Source organism: Bacillus sp. ISL-41 (genome assembly GCF_018613235.1).
Classification (GTDB): domain Bacteria; phylum Bacillota; class Bacilli; order Bacillales; family Cytobacillaceae; genus Mesobacillus.
This window is the reverse complement of the sequence record NZ_JAGGQP010000044.1, coordinates 14,516-33,837: the sequence shown is the minus strand read 5'-3', so window position 1 is coordinate 33,837 and position 19,322 is coordinate 14,516. Positions and strand designations below refer to the sequence as shown.

The window sequence follows — 19,322 nt, the reverse complement described above, 5'->3', positions numbered from 1 at the left end:
AAAGAGAGGAGGATCTGAATGGAAGTTTCGAAAGAAAAATTCGGGCAGATCGGCAGCCATCCTGTGCATTCCTTTACTTTGAGAAATGACCATGGCATGGAAGTGACGGCCATTAATTATGGCTGTATTATCACGAAAATGATTGTTCCCGATCGAGATGGAAAATTTGAGAATATTGTTCTCGGCCATGACACACTTGATGAATATCTGAACGACCCTTACTTTCTCGGTGCTGTTGTCGGGAGGGTGGCAGGACGCCTCAAAGGCGGCAGTTTTGAACTGGCTGGTAAGAATTTCACTCTGGCCCAAAACGATAACACCAACCATCTCCATGGCGGATTGAAGGGCTTTGACAAGGTGGTATGGGATGCGAAGGTCATTGACGACGGTGTTCTGTTTTCCTATTTAAGCAGGGACGGCGAGGAAGGCTATCCTGGAAATCTGTACATAGAAGTAACTTACAGACTGAACAACGACAATGAATTATCGATCCAGTATCGGGCGCAAACAGATCAAAAAACGCTGCTTACTGTCACCAATCACTCTTATTTTAACTTGAGCGGCAATTTGAAACGGGATGTTTTAAATCATTCCTTACAGCTGAAAAGTTCGCGTTTTCTTGAGCTGGATGAGGAGTTCCTGCCGACCGGCAGTATATTGGATGTCAAAGATACGCCATTTGATTTTAAAAAAGGTGGTACTGTAAAAAGTGGCGCTGAATCGGATCACCCCCAAAATGTTCTCGTAGGAAATGGGTATGACCATCCGTTTATATTAGATGATAACTATGATAATGAAATTGCTCTGAAGGACCCAGAAAGCGGGCGTACCCTGACGGTTGAAACAGATGAACCTGCTGTTGTCGTGTACTCGGGGAATTCTCTAAAAGCGGAAGGGGACTTCAGGAGGGTTCCATGCAGAAAATATTTGGGAATCTGTCTGGAAACACAAGCCTTTCCTGATAGCATCCATCATCCACATTTTCCATCGATGGTTCTGGACAAAGGGGAGATGTACTCGTCTATCACGAAGTATAAATTTGGATTGGAATAAGGAGATGTTGAAATGAATTACCGTGAATTAGGAAATACCGGGATCAAGATCAGTGAAGTGAGCTTTGGGACATGGGCAATCGGTGGGTCATGGGGAAAGACTAATGATGAAGAAGCATTAAGATCCCTGGAGTACGCGATTGACCAGGGTGTCAATTTCTTCGATACAGCCGATGTTTATGGTGACGGTCATAGTGAAGAGTTGTTAGCGAAGGCCACCAAAGGCAAGGAAGACCAGATTCATATCGCAACAAAGTTCTGCCGCCAGGGTGACATATTTGATCCGAAAAACTACAGCTATGAAACAGTCAGGTCTTATTGTGAAGATAGTCTTCGCCGTTTGAACAGGGAAACAATTGATTTGTACCAAATCCATTGCCCAGCTACAGAGATTTTGAGGGATGGCAGTGTGTTTGAAGTACTTGATCGTCTCAAGAAAGAAGGGAAAATCCGCCACTATGGAGTCAGTGTCGAAACGGTGGAAGAAGGGCTGATCAGCCTCGAGAACCCAAATGTCAAAAGCCTGCAGATCATTTTTAATATGTTCCGCCAGAAGCCGCTTGAAACATTGATCCCTCAAGCCTATCAAAAAGGGGTAGGACTGCTGGTGAGATTGCCGCTTGCAAGCGGGCTGCTGACTGGTAAATTTACGGCAAGGCATGTGTTTGAAGAGGATGACCACCGCCGTTTCAATGAAAATGGAGAAGCGTTTAATGTCGGAGAAACATTTGCCGGCCTTGGGTTCAAGAAGGGTGTTGAACTGGCCGACCAGCTAAAGTGGATTGCAGAAGGACGCCAATCGATGGCGAGCGCCGCACTGCGCTGGATTCTCGACCAAAAAGAGATTACTTGCATCATACCTGGATTTAAAAACATTGATCAAGTTAAGGATAATCTGCAGACACTGGAAACAAAGCCATTCACAGAAAAAGAGCTTCAGACAATTCAGCGTTTTTATCAGGAGAATGTTAAAGAATTTATCAGAGGGCCTTACTGATATTAAAGAATTGAAGCACAAATTTAAACTTTGTGCTTTCTTTTTTGATTTTGGGCGGTGGACGGTTAGTTAAACTATTTTATAATGATAGGAAGAGGGTTAATCCGCATAATTTAGCCCTCTTTTCCTTAAGTTGGTACCGCCTAGTGGTGTGCTGACAAGGAACATATAAATGGATTACATGTTAAGGGTTTTGGATGGAGGGATTGGATGAATACATTGGCAAACCGGGCTTTTGCAGCTACGGAATGGATTACGAAATTTGCCTATATAAATCTATTATGGATTGGATTCTCACTCGCGGGTCTCATTGTCCTGGGATTTTTCCCAGCGACGATTGCGATGTTCACGATCATTCGCAAGTGGCTGAAAGGGGAAACTGACATCCCGATTTTTCGGACCTTTTGGACAACCTGGAAATCGGAGTTTTTCCGCAGCAATGGATTGGGATTGCTCGTAGCTGCAGTCGTTGGGCTGATTGTTTTTAACCTGGTCTTCGTAGAAAGGTCGGTGATCGGTCTTGTAAGTTTCATTCAGATCCCAATCTATCTGTTTATGTTTGCTGCCATCATGACTATACTCTATCTATTCCCGGTATATGTCCATTTTGAATTGAAGTGGCTACAAATCGTTAAAAACTCATTCCTGATGATGCTGATCAGCCCGATTGAAAATATAGTGATGCTCGCAGGAATCGTCGCAGTGCTATTCGTCGTAAAATTCATCCCTGCTCTAGGCTTCTTCTTTGGCGGCAGCCTCATAGCAGCCATCATTATGTCCGCAGCCTATCTCGTTTTCGGCAAGATGGACAGGAAAAGAAGTGTAACTGAATAAAGATGGATATATTAGTAGTGAGAAAGGACCCAATGGGACTGTTTGCTGAATGTTTGTGAACAGTCTCATTGGGCTTAGTTATTACTCTGGCAATGAGAAGTGAGGAAACTGATTTTTGGTCATGCGTTAAATAAGTCTATTTTATAGTGAGCTTTCAGTGCTGCCCGAAAAAAGTTATAAAGTCCTGTTGATTGTAGTGGAAGGCGCGTAGACTCCTCCGAAAATGCTACCGCATTTCCATCGTGCGTGGGCAGGTTCGAGGAAGCTCAATCAATGTCCTGCGGGATCAGCAAGTCACGGGAGACCCCGCAGGCGCGAAAAGCGCCGCGGAGGCTCGCGGACTGCCCGCGGAAAGCGAAGCGCCTGGAACGGAAATCAACAGCCCCCTTTTTACCTCAATCAAAAATAAAGACTGTAGCCCAGCTCAAGTTCATCGAGTGTGTCTACAGTCTTTATACTTTTCATTTAGGATTTGCCCAAAATCAACCCTTAACAGACCCAGCTGCCATCCCCTCAACAATCTTGTCACTTAAGAACAAGAAGGCAAGCAGAATTGGTACAATACTGATAACTAGAGTTGCTCCGATTGCTCCCCAGTCTGTTAAATATTGTCCTACAAAGTTATTGATCCCAACCGTCAGTGTCTTCCAGTTATCTGAACTGATGAAGGTGTTAACAAACACGAACTCATTCCAGTTGTAGATCATATTGATGATGGCGGTTGTTGATAGAACAGGTACGGTCATCGGCAGGGTAATCTGGAAGAAGATCCTGTGGACCGAGCATCCGTCCATGACCGCAGCCTCCTCAATCTCACGCGGGAAGGTTCTATAAAATCCGAGCAAGATCATAATCGTCAAAGGTAGATTGAATGCCGTATATGATAAGACAATCGATACTGGGCTATCAATTAGATTGGCACTGTTATACATATTGAACAAAGGTATGATGGTCGAATGCAATGGAATCATATAAGCGACCAGGAATAAGCCAAGAACTAGGCCGCTAAGTTTCCAGGTCATACGTGTAACAGCGAATGTCACGAAACTGGCCAGGATGATCGTCAGAGCAACAGATAAAACGGTGATCCATACGCTATTGAAGAAATAGACCCCGATATTGCCTGAAGTCCAGGCCTTTGTATAGTTGCCCCATTGCGGGTCTTGCGGCAACGAGAAAGGTGACATCCCGAATACTTCCTGATTGGTTTTTAATGAAAAGAACAACAGCCATACTAATGGGTAAATTTGAATGACAGCAAATAACCCTAATATTAGATAAAGAAATCCAAATCCGATTTTGTTCAAGTAAGATTTCTTTGTTTTTTGGGGTGCGGAAAGGGTCGTTGCTGCTGGTTGTGTGCTAACCTCGCTCATTATGTTTCACTCCCTTAAAATTGAACATCGTCTTTAGATTTCGTTAGTTTCGAAATTAACCAGGTCATGAAGAGTGCGATCACTAATAGTCCAAAACCGATGGCACTGCCATAACCGAAATTATTCAATTTAAATGCTTCTTTGTACATATAGGAAGCCATTACTTCACTGGCTCCGTTAGGCCCTCCGCCTGTCATAACATAAATCAGGTCAAAGTATTTCAGTGAACCAACTACTGCGAGCATGATTGTCACTTTAAAAATTCCAGATATCAGGGGCAGTTTTATTTTATAAGCAATCTGCAATGAGCTGGCTCCATCAATTTTCGCCGCTTCAATGATTTCATCGGGCACGTTCTTTAGTGCAGCATAATAAATAAGAATATAAAATCCTGCATACTGCCAGATAACCGGAATGAAGATCGCATATAGCGCGATTTCAGGGTCTGCCAGCCAAATTGGTGTATTTTCCACACCAAACATTTCAAGTAATGTATTCGCCATACCGTTCGTTGGATCGAAAATCTTCATCCAGAGCTGGGCAATGGCAACAGAGGATAATAGCATTGGGATTAAATAAATCTTCCTTAATAGATCTGAACCTTTGATTTTACTGGCTAAAACCAGGGAAATGGCCAGATACAGCACCAAGCTCGCTGTAGAGAAAATAGCTAAAAGAAAAGAATGATAGGTACTTGTCCAGAACATTTTATCCTGAACGAGGGTGATATAGTTATCCAGCCCAATAAATGTCATCTCACCGATTCCATCCCAGTCCATGAAACCGTAATAGCCTGATAATACAATGGGAATATAGATAAGGGTGAGTATGAGAAGCAGTGCTGGAAGCGTATAAAGGGCAATTACGTATTTATTCGACATAACATTTTTCATGTTGGTTAGCCGCCTTCCTTTCCTATAAAGAAAAGGGCATATTCATCAGCAATATGCCCTCTTTCTAAGCAAGTATTATTTCTCAGCAGCGAGTGCTTCTTCTTGCGTTTTTGCAAACTTTTCAGGAGTTGTTTGTCCGCCGAATAATGCTTGAATCTGGTTCAAGTGAACATCTGCTACGCTGGCAGACATCTGAACATCTGCATATAGAGTCAGGTTCGTTGCGTTTCCTAAGTCATTCAGGATGTCAATGTACATTGGGTGAAGCTCGACATTGGATGTATCAACGACTGTAGCAGGAATGACTCCAGCGTCAACAACGGAACGCTTGCCCCATTCTTCTACCAGGTAGGAGACAAATTCTTTCGCTTCGTCTTTAACCTTTGATTGTTCGGATACGAACAGACCAACACCAGGTCCGCCTACATAGCTGTCAATATCGCCTTTTCCGCCTTCATAGGTAGGGAACTTGAAGTAACCAACTTTGTCCTTGAATTCCTGGGATACATCAGGAGTTGTTGTATAGTTTGGAAGCTCCCATGTTGCCATCATGTACATAGCAGCTTGTTCATTCATAAAGTAACCTTTTGCTTCATCATTGGAAAGGCCGTTGTAGCCTTTGACGAATGCATTCATCTTAACAAGCTTTTCAATTTCTTCAGCTGCCTGGACAAGAGCTGGGTCTTCAAAGCTTCCAGAACGGTTGATTGCATTGTTCAAAGCTTCTGGTCCGCCAATGCGGTCAGCAAGGTACATATACCACATGGATCCAGTCCAGCGGTCTTTGTTTCCTAAAGTGATCGGAGTAACCTTGTTATCAGCAAGTGTTTCAACGACATTCAGGAACTCATCATATGTCTTTGGAGCTTCTAAATTATATTTCTCAAAAATTTCTTTATTGTAATATACCGGGGTGATGTTCAATTCAAGAGGTACAGCGTATGGCTTTTCGTCAACTGAGAAAGCATCAAGCGTACCAGCAACGAAATTGTCTTCTTTAGCAATGTCATCTAATGGAGCAAACATTTTTCCATCAACGAAAGGCTTCATATATCCTGCGGCCCAAGTGATCCCAACATCCGGCAGTTCATTTGAAGCAGATAATACTTTGACTTTTTCCTTGTACTGCTCATTGCCTAGAATTTCGGTCTGGATGTCTACATCTGGATGTTCCTTTTCATATGCATTGATAATGTCATCCACAATAGTGTATTGTGCATTTGAACTTCCTTCTGGCCATAGATGCATCATTTTCACGACAGTTTTATCTCCGCTGGACGCCTTCTCGCCCGAGGAACCAGTAGAGGAAGAACAGCCTCCCAAAATCAGTCCGCCTGCCAATGCTAAGGTCATCACAGAGGAAAACGCTTTCTTTTTCATTAATCCAAAACCCCCTCAATTGTTTGTTTGTCTATGCCTTACAGTTAAAGTCTAACACCAGGGGGGAGACCAAAAAAGGCAACTATGATTAGGAAAAATACTACTATTTTTAGAAAGCCCTTTCATTTCCTGTTTTTCGATAAGCGCTCGGTGTCATACCCTCTATTTCTTTGAAAATCTTAATGAAGTACTTTGCGGTTTTATAGCCGACTTCTTCTGCTATTTCATTAATCGGGAGGGTAGTCGAAAGGACTAATTCCTTTGAGCGCTGGATTCTTCTTCTGGTCACATATTCACTGAAATTAAGGTCGACTTGCTCCTTGAACAATACGCTAAAATAACTGGGGTTCAAATGGACATGGGCAGCAACATCTTTCAATGTGAATTCTTCCTTTAGATTGCGGTCAATATAAATGATCGCCTTGCGGATGGTATCTTTGGTTGAATCCATCTTGTTGCTGGCATCGACTATTTTCTCGTCCACCACTTTTTCAATCAATCCGGCCCTTTCTTGTTTCTCCATGACTTTCACAGCATCTTCGACAGCTTCAATCAGCTTCTTTTTCCCAATGGGTTTTAAAAGATAATTGATGACACCGAACTTTAATGCTTGCTGTGCGTATTCGAATTCGGAATAGGCGGATATGACAATCACTACGGGCCTCATTCCTTTTTCCTTCAAAGTCTTTAATAGTTGCAGACCTGTCATTTCCGGCATCCGGATATCGGATAGTAAAATATGAATCTTCTTTTCCTGTGCAATGCGCAGGACATCCTCACCGCTTTCTGCAGTGAGGATGGTGTATTCACCGTTGTTCCAGCTTTCCAGCGTTCTTTGCAAGCCTTGTCTCGTTCTCGGTTCATCATCCACAATCAAAATATTTTTAGACAACATTCTTTTCGCCTCCTTCAATCGGTAGTTCGAACGTAATCCGAGTTCCCCGGTCCAACTCACTCTCAATCAAAAGGTCTGTGTGTGAAATGCCCTGGTAATATAGTTTTAAGCGCTTATAGACATTTGAAATGGCCATCCCTTTTCCGCTCGCAGAGGAGGTACCGCCATCTTCAATGTTCTGGATAATCTGTGACAGCCGCTCTGAGTCCATCCCGGATCCATCATCTTTTACGATGATACGAATCCGTTCTTCGTTTTCATATTTGACGGGTTCTACGATTACAGAAATCTGGCAGTTTCCTGTTTTATTTCCAGCTCCATGGAGGGCTGCGTTTTCCACCAGAGGCTGTATGATCAATTTAGGGATCCTGACATGCTCATATTTTTCCGGGACTGAGACATGCCATTGCAGCCTATTGCCAAAACGCATTTTCATGATTTCCATATAGTCGCTGATGTGCTTGATTTCGTCTTTTAGGTCCACCCAGTCATCATCGGTTTCTTTTGTAATGGTATAACGGAATAAATCGGACATGGCCACTACCAGTTCAGCAAGCTCTTCCTCATCTTTTTCATCAAGAGACCAATGAAGCGCATCCAGCGTATTGAAAAGGAAATGCGGGTTAATTTGCGCCTGAAGCGCTTTCAATTCACTTTGGCTTCTTAAAATCTCCTTCTGATAAACCATCTGCATCAAGTGGTTCGTTTCTTTTACCAGTTGGTTATAGGTACTGTTTAATTCATTGATTTCATTAACGGAATACACTTCCGGATTCTGTGTTAATGAACCATCTCCAGCTCGCCGCATGGTTTTTGTCAATCTTAATATCGGGCTTGTGATCAAGGTAGATAAAAAGAAAGAACTGATGGAAAAAATGATGAGGCCGACCACTCCAGACAAAATGATGCCGTTCCTGATCCAGGACATTCCCTCAGTCAGCTCACTGACAGGAGTTAAAATGAAGACAGTCCACCCTGTAAGGCTTGATGTTTGCTTTGTTACGATATAATCCCGCTCATTTAGCTGCACGACGTTTTCTTTGCTTTCAATGATACTCTCGATATCGCCGGTATAATTTTGGATGATCGGATTTTGATCTTGATCCAAAAGAATCGAGTATTGGTCATTCTCATATTTTTCATTCGCAAAATGAAAATGATTCCGGTTAATACTGATTAAAAGATAGCCGCCATTTCTATATTGTCTTTCCATTAAATTAACTCTCCGGATGGCCAGGTAGTAGTTTTTATCATTTGGATCTTCACCAATCCAAACGATCCGTCCTCTTGCCTTATATGCTTCATCAATCCACTTTTTGCCGATTCGGTTTATTAGTTCATCCTCATCAAGTGGGAGGATCCGCTGCTTTTTTTCAGAAAACAGCTGAAAGGAAAAAATCCCATCCGTATTCCCGATGATCCGGTTGATATGCCCCATTAATTGCTGCCTGTCGCTAAAAGATACCTGTTTTCCGTCATGGACATCCGTTAAGATTCTTTGAACCCCTTCATCTGTTATGACAAGCTTTGAATTCATATTGATCTGCTCGTAAAGAGATTCGATTCGCCCATTGGCTTCAATCGCTACTTGCTGTATTTGCTTTTCGGCGTTGTTCTGGAGCAGTGCCGAGACTTGTCCTAATGTTAGAAGACTGACGATCAATAAGACAATGACCATGACAATCAAAAAGATAAATAGAATCTGGTTGCGTAATGTGTTCCACTTTTTTAGTTGTTTCAGCACGGGGAGTTCGCCTTTCTTTTCTATGAGTATTTGTACTTACTATTATATCTCCTTTCTTAGTAGCTGTTGATATGTCTATTTCAGGTAAAATGTACAAAAATTTAGGATGCAAATGGCTTAATTTCCATCTAGTCATATTTTATCATTTTTAGAGAAAACTTTAAATTATTAGTTTATTAAGTGGATAAACAAAGTTTAGTGCTGATATAATCTTCTTACGTCAGGTAACTGCTGCCTATTTTTTTACACCTCTATGAAAGCCCTTTCTTATGTTCCTGACCAAGAAAACTGATTGAGGGGGGAGAATTCGTTAGAACTGTGTAAAATGCTAAAAAACAATTTTAGAAAGCGGGGAACTCCTAATATGTTAAAAGTATTGCGTAAACCATTTCTTACTGGACTGGCTTTGGCCCTATTTTTACCTGCCGGATTATCCAATGTTGCAGCAGCTGAACCGGTGAGTGCACTGGATGTCGAAGTGGAACTTGATGAAAGGTATGCAGATTCATTCGATATTGGTGCAGCCGTTGAGCCTAGCATGCTTGAAGGAAAGGACGCTGATGTCCTAAAGCGCCATTTTAACAGCGTTGTTGCCGAGAATGTTATGAAACCGATTAATATCCAGCCTGAAGAAGGGAAGTTCACCTTCGAGGAAGCAGATAAAATCGTTAAGTTTGCGAAAGAGAATGACATGGAGCTGCGTTTTCATACGCTGATCTGGCACAGTCAGGTCCCTGAATGGTTCTTCCTGGATGAGGAAGGAAACAAGATGGTCGATGAAACAGATCCTAAGCAGCGTGAAAAGAATAAAAAGCTATTGCTAAAACGATTAGAGACTCATATTAAAACGGTCGTCAAGCGCTATAAAAATGATGTTAGCTCATGGGATGTAGTCAACGAAGTGATTGATGAGTATGCGTCTAACGAAGAGGGCTTACGCGAATCTCCATGGTATCAAATTACAGGTAAAGAGTATATCAAGGTTGCTTTTGAAACGGCGAATCGCTTTGCCGCAAAGGACGCTAAGCTTTACATCAATGACTACAATACCGAAGTAGAACCGAAGAGAACCCACCTGTATAACCTGGTGAAGGAATTGGTTGAAGCTGGTGTTCCTATCGATGGAGTTGGGCATCAGGCACATATCCAAATCGGCTGGCCATCTCTTCAGGAAATAGAGGATTCCATTAACATGTTTGCCGGCTTGGGCCTCGATAACCAAATTACTGAACTGGATGTAAGCCTTTATGGATGGCCGCCAAGACCTGCTTATCCAGCTTATGATGAAATCCCTGCAAGCGAGTTTGAACGTCAGGCAGAACGCTATGACCAGCTATTCGAACTTTATGAAAGTCTGGGAGACAAGATTAGCAGTGTGACATTCTGGGGTGTTGCAGATAACCACACTTGGCTGAATGACCGCGCAGAACAGTACAATGACGGAGTGGGAGTAGACGCGCCGTTTGTATTCGATAATGAATACAATGCCAAGCCGGCTTATTGGGCGATTATTGACTAGAATTTTAGATTAATAACTGCATTTTATTGATTTCCTTGGGAATTCCTGCATCCACTTTGTTGTCCTTATCAACAAAGTGGATGCAGCTAAAAATAGGAGGGAACGGTGCGGATGAAAAAATTTAAAGGACTGTTTATGGCTTTGATTCTATTACTAATTGCAAGTACTCAATATCAGCTGCCAGCCAGCGCTAAACAAACTGAGCAGGTTGAAATTCCTGTCCTGCTTTATCATGTTGTGAAACCTAATCCTGACCCGAATAATCCCTATCAATTCAGTCTAGAAGAATTCGAAAAACATATGGCTTATCTTCATGAAAATGGCTACCGCACTTTAACAATGAAGCAATATTTTAACATTCTTGATAAAAAAGCGGCCATGCCAAAGAAGCCAATTCTCCTGACGTTTGATGACAATTCAAATGATTTTTATCCGTATGTATATCCTGTTCTGCAGAAATATGGAATGAAGGCTACTCAATTCACGGTGTCCAATTGGGTGGATGGAAGCTGGAATATGACTTCTAATGAACTTCTAACCGTAATGGAGAACGGGGTAGATATCCAAAATCATTCAGTAACACATCCAGCGCTTGCCGATCTAAGCAGGGAGCAGCAATACACAGAAATCAATGAAGCAACGAGTGCCCTTAAAGAGTTAACTGGAAGAACAACAAATACCTTCGCCTATCCATATGGAAGCTATAATGCCGATACAATCTCCGTTTTAGAGGAATTAGGGTTTAAAGGCGCATTCAAAGTAGGCGGCGGAATCAGCACAGATCAAAGTTACCGATATGAACTGCCTCGGATTATGATCCTGCAAGAACATACTTTAGAGGATTTCATTAGAATGGTTGAGACAGGGTATTAGCAGCAAAAGAGAATTATAGAGTTAAAGGTCGGGCATGGGTGTGATCCTGTGGCCGGCTTTTTATGATTTAATTAATAGACATGGATGAATTACGACATATATCTATGGTTAGAAATGACTAATTTGCTGCCTCCTTCGGTAAAAATAATGGGGGAAAGCCAAAAAGAAGCCCGGCTGTTTAAACAGCCGAGCTTCTTCCATGATGTAAGACTGAGATTCATCTGCTTAGTTTATTTTTTACTTTGCAAAGACCGTGATAGAAAGACCGAAAATTGGGCGCGGGTAATCGGTTCATATGGACGGAATGTTTTATCTGCATAACCGTCTACAATGCCGTTATGGTAAGCGATGATGACGAAAGGTCCTGAAAGCTGGCTTGAAGAAACATCTGTGAATGGATTTTCTGGATATGGCTGCTGATCTGAAGGTGCGAGGCCTGATCGTATTAAATGAACGGTTGCATCTCCCCGGTTTACTGGTTGATGAGGGCGATAAGTCCCGTCACCATATCCGGTCAGTACGTCGATCAGTTCCAACTCATGAATATAACCTGAACCCGTCACACTTGCTGGAACATCAGGAAACCTTGTGTCAACCGGCTGTTCTCCCGGTAATCCCAGTGCGCGGCCAATCATAATCGCAGCTTGAGCTCGGGTGACAATTTCATTCGGCCTGAAAGTGCCATCAGCATAACCACCGATAATCCCTTTCTGCACCAAATACTCCATTTCTTCCTTTGCCCAGTGATTGTTGATGTCACTAAATGAGCTGGCTTTTGCATCACCATTGAATACAAAGAGGCTAGAGGCTAAAATAGCGCTTAACAAAATCGTAGTTATTTTATTCATCACTTTTCACCCTTACCATTTATTTACCATCTTTCTTCACATTAACATCTCCGCACTGCTTTGTATAACGATATGGTATGGGTAAGCAGAGGGACGGTTCTCGTGCTCGTCAATCATGGGGACGGTTCTACTGCTTGAAAAACAAGCAGTAGAACCGTCCCTGTGCTTCAGTTTTCTTCAGTAATGTTTCTAGCATCTATTACCCATTTGTCGGCAACCTCATCTCTCGACATGAAATCAAGGAATAACTGATAAAATTTCTCTTTCGTTTTATACGTTCGGAACTTAAAATTTGGCTGATCCAATGCATCTTTAAAGGCGGCTTCCCTAACACTATTGTATTTGTTCAGCAAGTCGACGGCTTCCTGCTCCTCAAGCCGGGGAGCGCTCAGTTCTTCTGGTTTCCATTGAAGTTATTTTCCAGGATCCAGAATCGAACCCAAAGCCAGCGGAAAATTTTTGGACCCTGCCATCTTCAAAATTCTGAGTCTGGATAATTCGGTAATCCGTTTCAGATATTTTTTCGAGTGTAAAAGGTGATTCTTTATGATGGCCAGAAAGTTTCGCCGAGATATAGCCTGTAACCAAAACCTGTCGATGGTTCTAGCTTTTCAAATAATCCGTGAAATGATTAGAGGCAATACGATAAAGCCAAGTCTGTACCTGCAAATTTCCCTTGAATGTGTCAAACCTCTTGTAGCACTTCAAGAAAATCTCCTTAGCCAGGTCCTCCGCAGTCTGCCTATTCCGTACATATGAATAAGCAAGATGCAAAACATCTGTGCCAAAGCGTTCCATCAGTTCAACAATCGCTTCCTCTCTCTCCACTGCTTCACCCACAATTTAGCTTCCCTGTTTAGACGATCGACAAAAATAAAAAGTTGATTTCGGTGACATTAATAAAAAACTTTTTTTATAAGTAAATTATTCTCATCAATATCGCAATCAATATGAAAGGGAGTGCAATGAGAGGTAAAACCCCAATTAATCCCAAGAAACTGCCAACCTTTTTTCTATGACGGAACATATAAACAAGATTAGGAATCAAAAGTAATCTAACGATTTGTGCGATTACCGCTGCCATATCTGAAATATATGTCTCCCTGTCTCCGGTCAGGGCAATGCCGAATATTAATAGGAGAGTAAAGAATAAATAAACAGGAGTTAGTTTTATGTTGAACTTTATAAAGTTGTGAAACATCCAGATCACCTCTTACATAAGAATATGACAAGAACTTGGGGAATCCTGTTCTATATAATACAGTAGTTATTGTTCAAGATAAGGTTTTTACATAAAAATAGAAATTATTTGGGGAAAACTTCATGGGTAGGTCTTTTGTCCGATATACCAAATATAGAGTTTCCATGTGTGCCAAACAAACTTTTAGTTGCTGGCAAGAAGCAAATAGAGGAGATGGTGAATGAGGATGAACGGTTATACTTGTCCGCGTTGCGGAGCTAATGTAATTGAGAAGGTTTGGGAGAAAAACAGCGAGACCGAAGATGGTGGGATCAAAGTCGTTGTTCACCCTGTATATATGTGTTCAGACCAGAAATGTGGCTATATGAAGCGGGTTGAACCTGTACCGGAAATTAAGTACCAGCAGGATGGCGAGCGTTTGTTGCTGATTTATCCTGATGAACAAGGAAGAATTGTAGATTTGAAGGATAGGGTGATTTGGCCGCCAGTACATTATCTATCCATCCTTGGTAGGGGATACTGGGAGGAATATACCGGGAATCATGATGTCGAAACCCTTCTGGAAAATGCCCGTGACAGTGAGTCTTATGGGATCGAGCAGCCAAACTTATTTAATTATGCGACGAGTGAGTTATCACAGGATGCGTTTTTGTGCTGGCTTATAGCCTGGAGCCATGAGGTTTATCGCTCAAACAATAAACCATTGCACCAGGCAGCGCTTGATTTTATTTCGATGATTTTCAATGTACATGAAGAGCCTGTCCCAGTGATTAAAAATATCACCATTGAGAAACAGTATGAAGGCCTTGATGTGCTAGCAATAGTAAATGACCAGTATGCAATTTTAATAGAAGACAAGACGTTCACAAAAGACCATTCGAATCAACTTATTCGATACTCGGAAGCCGTAGCGAGACGGAACCCTGAATGGATTCAATTGCCGATTTACTATAAAATTGCCGATCAGAGCAATTATCATTCTGTAACTGCTGCACACTACTTTCCATTAACAAGAAAACATATGCTTCCTATTTTAAGGCGTGGAAGAGAGAATGGCGTCAATCATGATGTTTTCCTCGATTACCTTTCCAGGCTAGAGTGGCTGGATAGAAAGTATGAAGCGTTCAGAACCATTCCTGTAAGGGACTGGGATGACTTTGCATGGCAGGGATTCTATATGGAGCTGCAAAAAGAGTTTGACGGCAATTGGGGATATGTATCAAACAGACGGGGCGGTTTTTGGGGCTTTTGGTGGAAATCGCTTTCTGATAGAAGCTATTACCTTCAGCTTGAGGAAAATAAGCTATGCGTAAAACTTGAAGCTGAAGAAGGGATGGATCTGTCAAGGGTGCGCAAGGTCATGGGTGCTGTTTTATTAGAATCCGAGTTGAAGGGACTGCAGGTGCAAAAGCCGTCTAGATTGCGCGCAGGGAAAACAATGACCATTGCCCAGAGGAAAGACTATATTCAAGCAACAGAAGAAGGTTTGATTGATATAAAGAAAACAATTGATGAGTTGAAGAAGTGGAATCAGGATTCCTGAGAGATACAGGGAGATACCGGCATAGTGTGGCAGGCATTTTCTTTTAAAGGGAGTTACCTGTCGCTATCTTGCAGAACTCTGGCGAGCCACAGTTGCATCTTGCTTTATTAAAAATTAAATTAAATAGTATTAGTCGAAGGGTCATGAGATCAAGTATGAATAAATTCTATCAGAACCAATATTTATTTCTTATAAAATCAGCCTGGTTTAATGGGGAAACTTCAGAAAAACTGACTGGGACACTATGCGAATGTTCCGGGGATGGAGATTTTGTCCTTAAAAAGAAAGATGCTATAAACCATACGTTTGAATGCACAACCTGTAAAAAAACAATCCAATTAGAAACAACGGTTGTCAAAGCTATTTTCTCAGCAGAGGAAGAGAGAAAGCTTAAGGAGTTTGCAGGCCAATTATCTATTTTAAATTCTACTATAGTCATAGCGCCCTTCTTCAATAAAATGAATCTTAGTTTGTTAATTCCCTCTGCCATCAAGCTGGCCGAGAAGCAGGACCCCGCTTTTGGGTTATTGTTAAAAAAATGGCATGAATCAGGTGAACTTGGGGAAAGGCTTGGAAAATACTTAAGCCCTGAAAATCAACGAATAGAATTAGTTTATTTGGATGGCACGAAACAGCAGCTGGATCATGAATCTTTAGCTGATGCGGGTAAAAAAGCGATCGTTTCTTTGAAATTCACGAAAACAGTTTATTATGAAAAGAATTACGAATGGGATGAATCTGATTATGGATTCGACTTTGCAGAATACGAATACGAGCGATTGCTTGAATCAGGAGAGGATGATCGAGGATTTATCCCGGCTTATCAGCCGAGGGATAAAATTTATTGTAACCCATTTGATGAATTAGAAGCATATCCTGATGCTGAAAACTTCAGGATATCAACTTCCTCGGAGTATGATAATCGCTTCATGGGTTATTTGAACAATGCGGATTCAAAGATGATGATGGAATGGTGGTCAAATAATCCTGGGGCGGTAGTATACCATGGCCAAAGAAAGATTGTAGAATTCCGTTATCCTGAACAGGACGTGAAAAGTCGGATTGAAAAGGTAAAGGAAGAGTGGAACTGTTCTCATAGTATAAAAATTCAGCAGTGGTATATGGAAAATAACACAGAGTACCGAGCAGCCATTAACGCTGCAGCTGACAATCCAGTCACTGAATATGAAGAAATCATATTCAGCACCCAGCCGGTGGTAAAAATAAAGGAAATCATCATACAGAAAGTGAATATTCACGAACTTCCGTTTAGTGAGCGTATTTATACTTATAAAGACAAAAAGCGCCCAGAACCCAAAGCTGCTTATACTGGTCCAACCGTGACTCCTTATTATGAACCATCTGATCAGGAAAGAGCAGAGTTGATGACGGAAGATTCCTACCGTATGGAATATTACCATGCCCGGAGCCAATTTAATGCTGAAAATCCATATGATAACTACGATGATTATTTATATTTTGAGCGATTAAGGGACGGGGAGGAATAACAGCATCGAGGATTCGCCAGCAAAACTTAAAAAATGATATGGGGGCTGTAAATAGTTAGCTAATTCACTGTTTGATTCAATCATCTGGTTAAGCAATATTAAACCCGAAAAAGCCATTCCATCTATAAGAAGGAATGGCTTTTTGTCTATTTCAGTTCCAAATGCTCCTTTAATGTTTGCTGTAATTTTTGTTTTTCTTCGTCGGCTACGATGAAATAATAGATGCCGTCAATCTTTGCGCCCTTTCCGCTGATTTCCAATTGCTGTATGCTTTCAGCCGATTCCTTGTAATTCGTCTGGATATCTACCATTTCATCAAACTTTATATTTGTTTTGATGTTTTTGCCTAAGGCATCAAAAATTTCATCGAATCTTGTTAAAGAGGAAAAGCTCGCGCCTTTTTTGATTACGCCCTTGATGATTTCACGCTGTCGAGATTGGCGCCCAAAGTCGCCGCGGGGGTCTTCGTATCGCATCCGGGAGTAATTTAAGGCTTCATCAGCGTTTAGATGAATGTCACCTTTTGGGAAATAATCACCTTCATACGTGAAATCAAGGTCATTTTGAACAGTTATCCCATCTACAGCTTCTACAATATCCTTGAAGCCTTCCATATTGATTTTCATATAGTAATCAATTGGGATATCAAGGAAGTTTTCTACCGTATCCATCGACATCTCAACTCCGCCGAAGGCGTAGGCATGATTTATTTTATCCTCAAAATCTTTACCGATGATTTCGGTCCTTGTATCACGTGGAATGCTCAGCATTTTCGTTGTTTTTGTATCTGGATTCACAGTGACGACAATCATAGTATCAGAGCGCCCCCTGTCACCTTCACGTTCATCCACACCTAACAATAAAACAGAAAAAGGCTGCTTTTGTTCCAGAGTAACAGGCTCCGGACGCTTTTCCGACTTCTCACGCTCAATCGGCTCCTGCATCGTATCCACTGCTTGGGACAAAGAATTATACACATAAAATGCATATCCTCCCACAGCAATAAAGAGGACAAGAATGATAACGCCTAACATCTTAAGCCCAAAAGACCATTTATTGTTTTTATTTGGTTTCATATTATTATTCCTACCCATAACTAGTAGATTTTACACAAAAAAGAGTACACGGGGACGGTTCTCGTGCTTGTTTTTTCAATCGTCAGACTTAAAAGTTGAAGCACGAGAACCGTCCCTCTGCTTCTAAAAAAATGGGACTTTTTGCCGATATATTTAGTAGGGCTAAATATCTGTTGGTTTTATTGGTGAATAGATGTTGAAAGGGGGCTGGTTTTATGTCTTTATCTGGAGAGTTTCTCTATGTTCTTCCTTTTTTGTCGGAGGAGGAAGGGGATGGGGTCTACCGGGCGTTTTTTAAGATGGTGGGGAATCATCAGTTTGTATTCCGGCTTGCTGAAAGACGTGGGGGACATTCTTTAATAGCTGATCCTTCCTACATAAATGCAAAGATGCATGAGATTGTGCTATTAAAAGAAACCATTCTTCCACGGGAATCTCATGAATTCCTGCAAGTATTTATTGAGGCGATTTCACCGCTGGATTCGATCAAGAACAAGGCAAAGTTGATTTCGTATGGGGAAAATGCCTTCGTGAATAAACAAAGTATACATAGAACGATAAAGAGTGTTAATAGATATTTAATTAAGGAAAAGAGTGCAGCGATTAATCGTATCCCCGTTTTAGTGATTCAGTCTATGGAGGAGTACTCTCTCAAAAATAAGCACGTCTCGAAAATGCTCCATAATCAAAAATGGATCAGGCAATTAATTAGCTTCTTCCAGTTCATTACCGACATAAAGGTAAAAGCAGATCATCGTTTAAAAATGGATGCCTTCTTATTTAACAAAGAAGGGGAAATCAAACAGTTTTTTATGTATAACCTTCTTGATCGCTCTTCTGCTCCCGGGTTGGAAATCCTTCTTCATAATCTCAAAGTATTTCAGGCTCTAATCCAGGACTTTTCTGGAGAACTATACGGATCGGGTAGTTACCGGGAAGATCAATATAACTCGGACTTAAATTTATTAATGATCGCACTTGATCAGAATAATTATGCTTTTGATGATTTTAGAGAAATCGCTGCGTTCCTTGACCAGCAAGGCAGACGGTCTCCGAAGGTAGAAAAGGTTGCTGTGTTCCTGGATACAGCCAATATTTTTACTGGCCTGCATACTTATAATATTGATTTTAGCCAGCTGTTAACGCAGGTATTTGGAGAGAAGAAAAATATCTCAGATCAATATGCAGCAATTTTTTATCCGAAGGATGAGAGTGAGTCAAAAACCAGTTATGAAAAGGCAAGAAGGGACGAGTTTAAAGTCAGCCTCGAGGCGCAAAGATTTCAAGTGCTGACAGCAGAAAATGGCACAGAGAGAGCAAAGGTAATTGAAAATGGCAGGGAAATGGATGCGGATGACCTCAAGCTGATTGCAAAAATGAGAGAGCGAATGGATAAGTACACTAAGATTCTTGTCCTGACGGGGGACAAGCACTTCCTCCCGGTCATGAAAGAGTATGAAGAAAAGGGTGTGCAGGTTGACGTCATATCGATTCATCCAGAGGATACATCACAGGAAATGGTTGCTCATTTTAAGGACAGGCACCATTTCATAACGGATTATTGGGAAAGCATCATCATCTAA

17 protein-coding genes are annotated in these 19,322 nt (G+C 41.5%); 8 read left to right on the top strand and 9 right to left on the bottom strand.

All coding sequences use genetic code 11. The features are described 5' to 3' along the window. The first annotated feature begins 18 nt into the window (after positions 1-18). The 3 genes from J7I80_RS20765 to J7I80_RS20755 all read left to right on the top strand — a co-directional run bounded on the left by J7I80_RS20765 (position 19) and on the right by J7I80_RS20755 (position 2,883). Positions 19-1,053 carry an aldose epimerase family protein gene (locus tag J7I80_RS20765; protein ID WP_214740964.1) on the top strand — a complete coding sequence of 345 codons (1,035 nt, stop codon included), beginning with the start codon at positions 19-21 and terminating at the stop codon, positions 1,051-1,053. Positions 1,054-1,065: 12 nt separating this feature from the next. Continuing rightward, on the top strand, positions 1,066-2,049 hold the full coding sequence (locus J7I80_RS20760) for an aldo/keto reductase (protein WP_214740962.1): 984 nt from the start codon (positions 1,066-1,068) through the stop codon (positions 2,047-2,049). A 210-nt stretch (positions 2,050-2,259) separates the two neighbouring features. Then, complete coding sequence (locus J7I80_RS20755) at positions 2,260-2,883, top strand: YesL family protein (RefSeq protein WP_214740960.1); 624 nt, start codon at positions 2,260-2,262, stop codon at positions 2,881-2,883. A 482-nt stretch (positions 2,884-3,365) separates the two neighbouring features. Here J7I80_RS20755 and J7I80_RS20750 read toward each other — a convergent pair whose 3' ends face one another. From J7I80_RS20750 to J7I80_RS20730, 5 genes are all read right to left on the bottom strand, one after another. Then, a complete protein-coding gene (locus J7I80_RS20750) occupies positions 3,366-4,259 on the bottom strand; it encodes a carbohydrate ABC transporter permease (RefSeq protein WP_214740958.1) in 894 nt (297 codons plus the stop codon). A 14-nt stretch (positions 4,260-4,273) separates the two neighbouring features. Further along, positions 4,274-5,152: a carbohydrate ABC transporter permease gene (locus J7I80_RS20745; RefSeq protein ID WP_214740956.1), complete on the bottom strand. Its 879-nt coding sequence runs from the start codon at positions 5,150-5,152 to the stop codon at positions 4,274-4,276. Positions 5,153-5,227: 75 nt separating this feature from the next. After that, complete coding sequence (locus J7I80_RS20740) at positions 5,228-6,532, bottom strand: extracellular solute-binding protein (protein WP_214740954.1); 1,305 nt, start codon at positions 6,530-6,532, stop codon at positions 5,228-5,230. A 109-nt stretch (positions 6,533-6,641) separates the two neighbouring features. Next, positions 6,642-7,427, bottom strand: a complete 786-nt coding sequence (locus J7I80_RS20735) for a response regulator transcription factor (RefSeq protein ID WP_214740952.1) — start codon at positions 7,425-7,427, stop codon at positions 6,642-6,644. Beyond that, a complete protein-coding gene (locus J7I80_RS20730) occupies positions 7,417-9,171 on the bottom strand; it encodes a sensor histidine kinase (protein ID WP_214740950.1) in 1,755 nt (584 codons plus the stop codon). The genes J7I80_RS20735 and J7I80_RS20730 overlap by 11 nt, the downstream gene beginning before the upstream one ends. Positions 9,172-9,535: 364 nt before the next feature. On the opposite strand from J7I80_RS20730, the gene J7I80_RS20725 reads away from it, so the two are divergent. Together J7I80_RS20725 and J7I80_RS20720 are read left to right on the top strand one after the other, a co-directional pair. Then, entirely contained in the window at positions 9,536-10,690 is a 1,155-nt protein-coding gene (locus J7I80_RS20725; RefSeq protein WP_214740948.1) for an endo-1,4-beta-xylanase, read from the top strand. Positions 10,691-10,801: 111 nt separating this feature from the next. Then, on the top strand, positions 10,802-11,563 hold the full coding sequence (locus J7I80_RS20720) for a polysaccharide deacetylase family protein (RefSeq protein ID WP_214740945.1): 762 nt from the start codon (positions 10,802-10,804) through the stop codon (positions 11,561-11,563). A gap of 230 nt (positions 11,564-11,793) precedes the next feature. On the opposite strand, the gene J7I80_RS20715 is transcribed toward J7I80_RS20720, so the two are convergent. The 3 genes from J7I80_RS20715 to J7I80_RS20705 all read right to left on the bottom strand — a co-directional run bounded on the left by J7I80_RS20715 (position 11,794) and on the right by J7I80_RS20705 (position 13,251). After that, positions 11,794-12,411 (bottom strand): S-layer homology domain-containing protein, encoded by a 618-nt coding sequence (locus tag J7I80_RS20715; protein ID WP_214740943.1) that lies wholly within the window; start codon positions 12,409-12,411, stop codon positions 11,794-11,796. Between the two features lie 167 nt (positions 12,412-12,578). Further along, on the bottom strand, positions 12,579-12,764 hold the full coding sequence (locus tag J7I80_RS20710) for a hypothetical protein (protein WP_214740941.1): 186 nt from the start codon (positions 12,762-12,764) through the stop codon (positions 12,579-12,581). Between the two features lie 250 nt (positions 12,765-13,014). Next, positions 13,015-13,251 carry a sigma-70 family RNA polymerase sigma factor gene (locus tag J7I80_RS20705; RefSeq protein WP_214740939.1) on the bottom strand — a complete coding sequence of 79 codons (237 nt, stop codon included), beginning with the start codon at positions 13,249-13,251 and terminating at the stop codon, positions 13,015-13,017. A gap of 581 nt (positions 13,252-13,832) precedes the next feature. On the opposite strand from J7I80_RS20705, the gene J7I80_RS20700 reads away from it, so the two are divergent. After that, positions 13,833-15,155, top strand: a complete 1,323-nt coding sequence (locus J7I80_RS20700; protein ID WP_214740937.1) for a PD-(D/E)XK nuclease family protein — start codon at positions 13,833-13,835, stop codon at positions 15,153-15,155. Positions 15,156-15,310: 155 nt separating this feature from the next. Next, positions 15,311-16,663 carry a hypothetical protein gene (locus J7I80_RS20695; RefSeq protein ID WP_214740935.1) on the top strand — a complete coding sequence of 451 codons (1,353 nt, stop codon included), beginning with the start codon at positions 15,311-15,313 and terminating at the stop codon, positions 16,661-16,663. Between the two features lie 146 nt (positions 16,664-16,809). Here J7I80_RS20695 and tagU read toward each other — a convergent pair whose 3' ends face one another. Continuing rightward, positions 16,810-17,739, bottom strand: a complete 930-nt coding sequence (gene tagU, locus J7I80_RS20690) for a polyisoprenyl-teichoic acid--peptidoglycan teichoic acid transferase TagU (protein WP_214740933.1) — start codon at positions 17,737-17,739, stop codon at positions 16,810-16,812. Between the two features lie 215 nt (positions 17,740-17,954). Between tagU and J7I80_RS20685 the strand changes: the two genes are divergently transcribed. Next, positions 17,955-19,322 (top strand): NYN domain-containing protein, encoded by a 1,368-nt coding sequence (locus J7I80_RS20685; protein WP_214740931.1) that lies wholly within the window; start codon positions 17,955-17,957, stop codon positions 19,320-19,322.

What these genes read in the sequence shown, in the direction of transcription:
- J7I80_RS20740 (WP_214740954.1), bottom strand. Translation starts at nt 6,532, where the DNA reads ATGAAAAAGAAAGCGTTTTCCTCTGTGATGACCTTAGCATTGGCAGGC.
- J7I80_RS20700 (WP_214740937.1), top strand. Translation starts at nt 13,833, where the DNA reads ATGAGGATGAACGGTTATACTTGTCCGCGTTGCGGAGCTAATGTAATT.
- J7I80_RS20685 (WP_214740931.1), top strand. Translation starts at nt 17,955, where the DNA reads ATGTCTTTATCTGGAGAGTTTCTCTATGTTCTTCCTTTTTTGTCGGAG.
- J7I80_RS20765 (WP_214740964.1), top strand. Translation starts at nt 19, where the DNA reads ATGGAAGTTTCGAAAGAAAAATTCGGGCAGATCGGCAGCCATCCTGTG.
- J7I80_RS20715 (WP_214740943.1), bottom strand. Translation starts at nt 12,411, where the DNA reads ATGAATAAAATAACTACGATTTTGTTAAGCGCTATTTTAGCCTCTAGC.
- J7I80_RS20735 (WP_214740952.1), bottom strand. Translation starts at nt 7,427, where the DNA reads ATGTTGTCTAAAAATATTTTGATTGTGGATGATGAACCGAGAACGAGA.
- J7I80_RS20755 (WP_214740960.1), top strand. Translation starts at nt 2,260, where the DNA reads ATGAATACATTGGCAAACCGGGCTTTTGCAGCTACGGAATGGATTACG.
- J7I80_RS20695 (WP_214740935.1), top strand. Translation starts at nt 15,311, where the DNA reads ATGAATAAATTCTATCAGAACCAATATTTATTTCTTATAAAATCAGCC.
- J7I80_RS20720 (WP_214740945.1), top strand. Translation starts at nt 10,802, where the DNA reads ATGAAAAAATTTAAAGGACTGTTTATGGCTTTGATTCTATTACTAATT.
- J7I80_RS20760 (WP_214740962.1), top strand. Translation starts at nt 1,066, where the DNA reads ATGAATTACCGTGAATTAGGAAATACCGGGATCAAGATCAGTGAAGTG.
- J7I80_RS20725 (WP_214740948.1), top strand. Translation starts at nt 9,536, where the DNA reads ATGTTAAAAGTATTGCGTAAACCATTTCTTACTGGACTGGCTTTGGCC.
- J7I80_RS20750 (WP_214740958.1), bottom strand. Translation starts at nt 4,259, where the DNA reads ATGAGCGAGGTTAGCACACAACCAGCAGCAACGACCCTTTCCGCACCC.
- tagU (WP_214740933.1), bottom strand. Translation starts at nt 17,739, where the DNA reads ATGAAACCAAATAAAAACAATAAATGGTCTTTTGGGCTTAAGATGTTA.
- J7I80_RS20745 (WP_214740956.1), bottom strand. Translation starts at nt 5,152, where the DNA reads ATGAAAAATGTTATGTCGAATAAATACGTAATTGCCCTTTATACGCTT.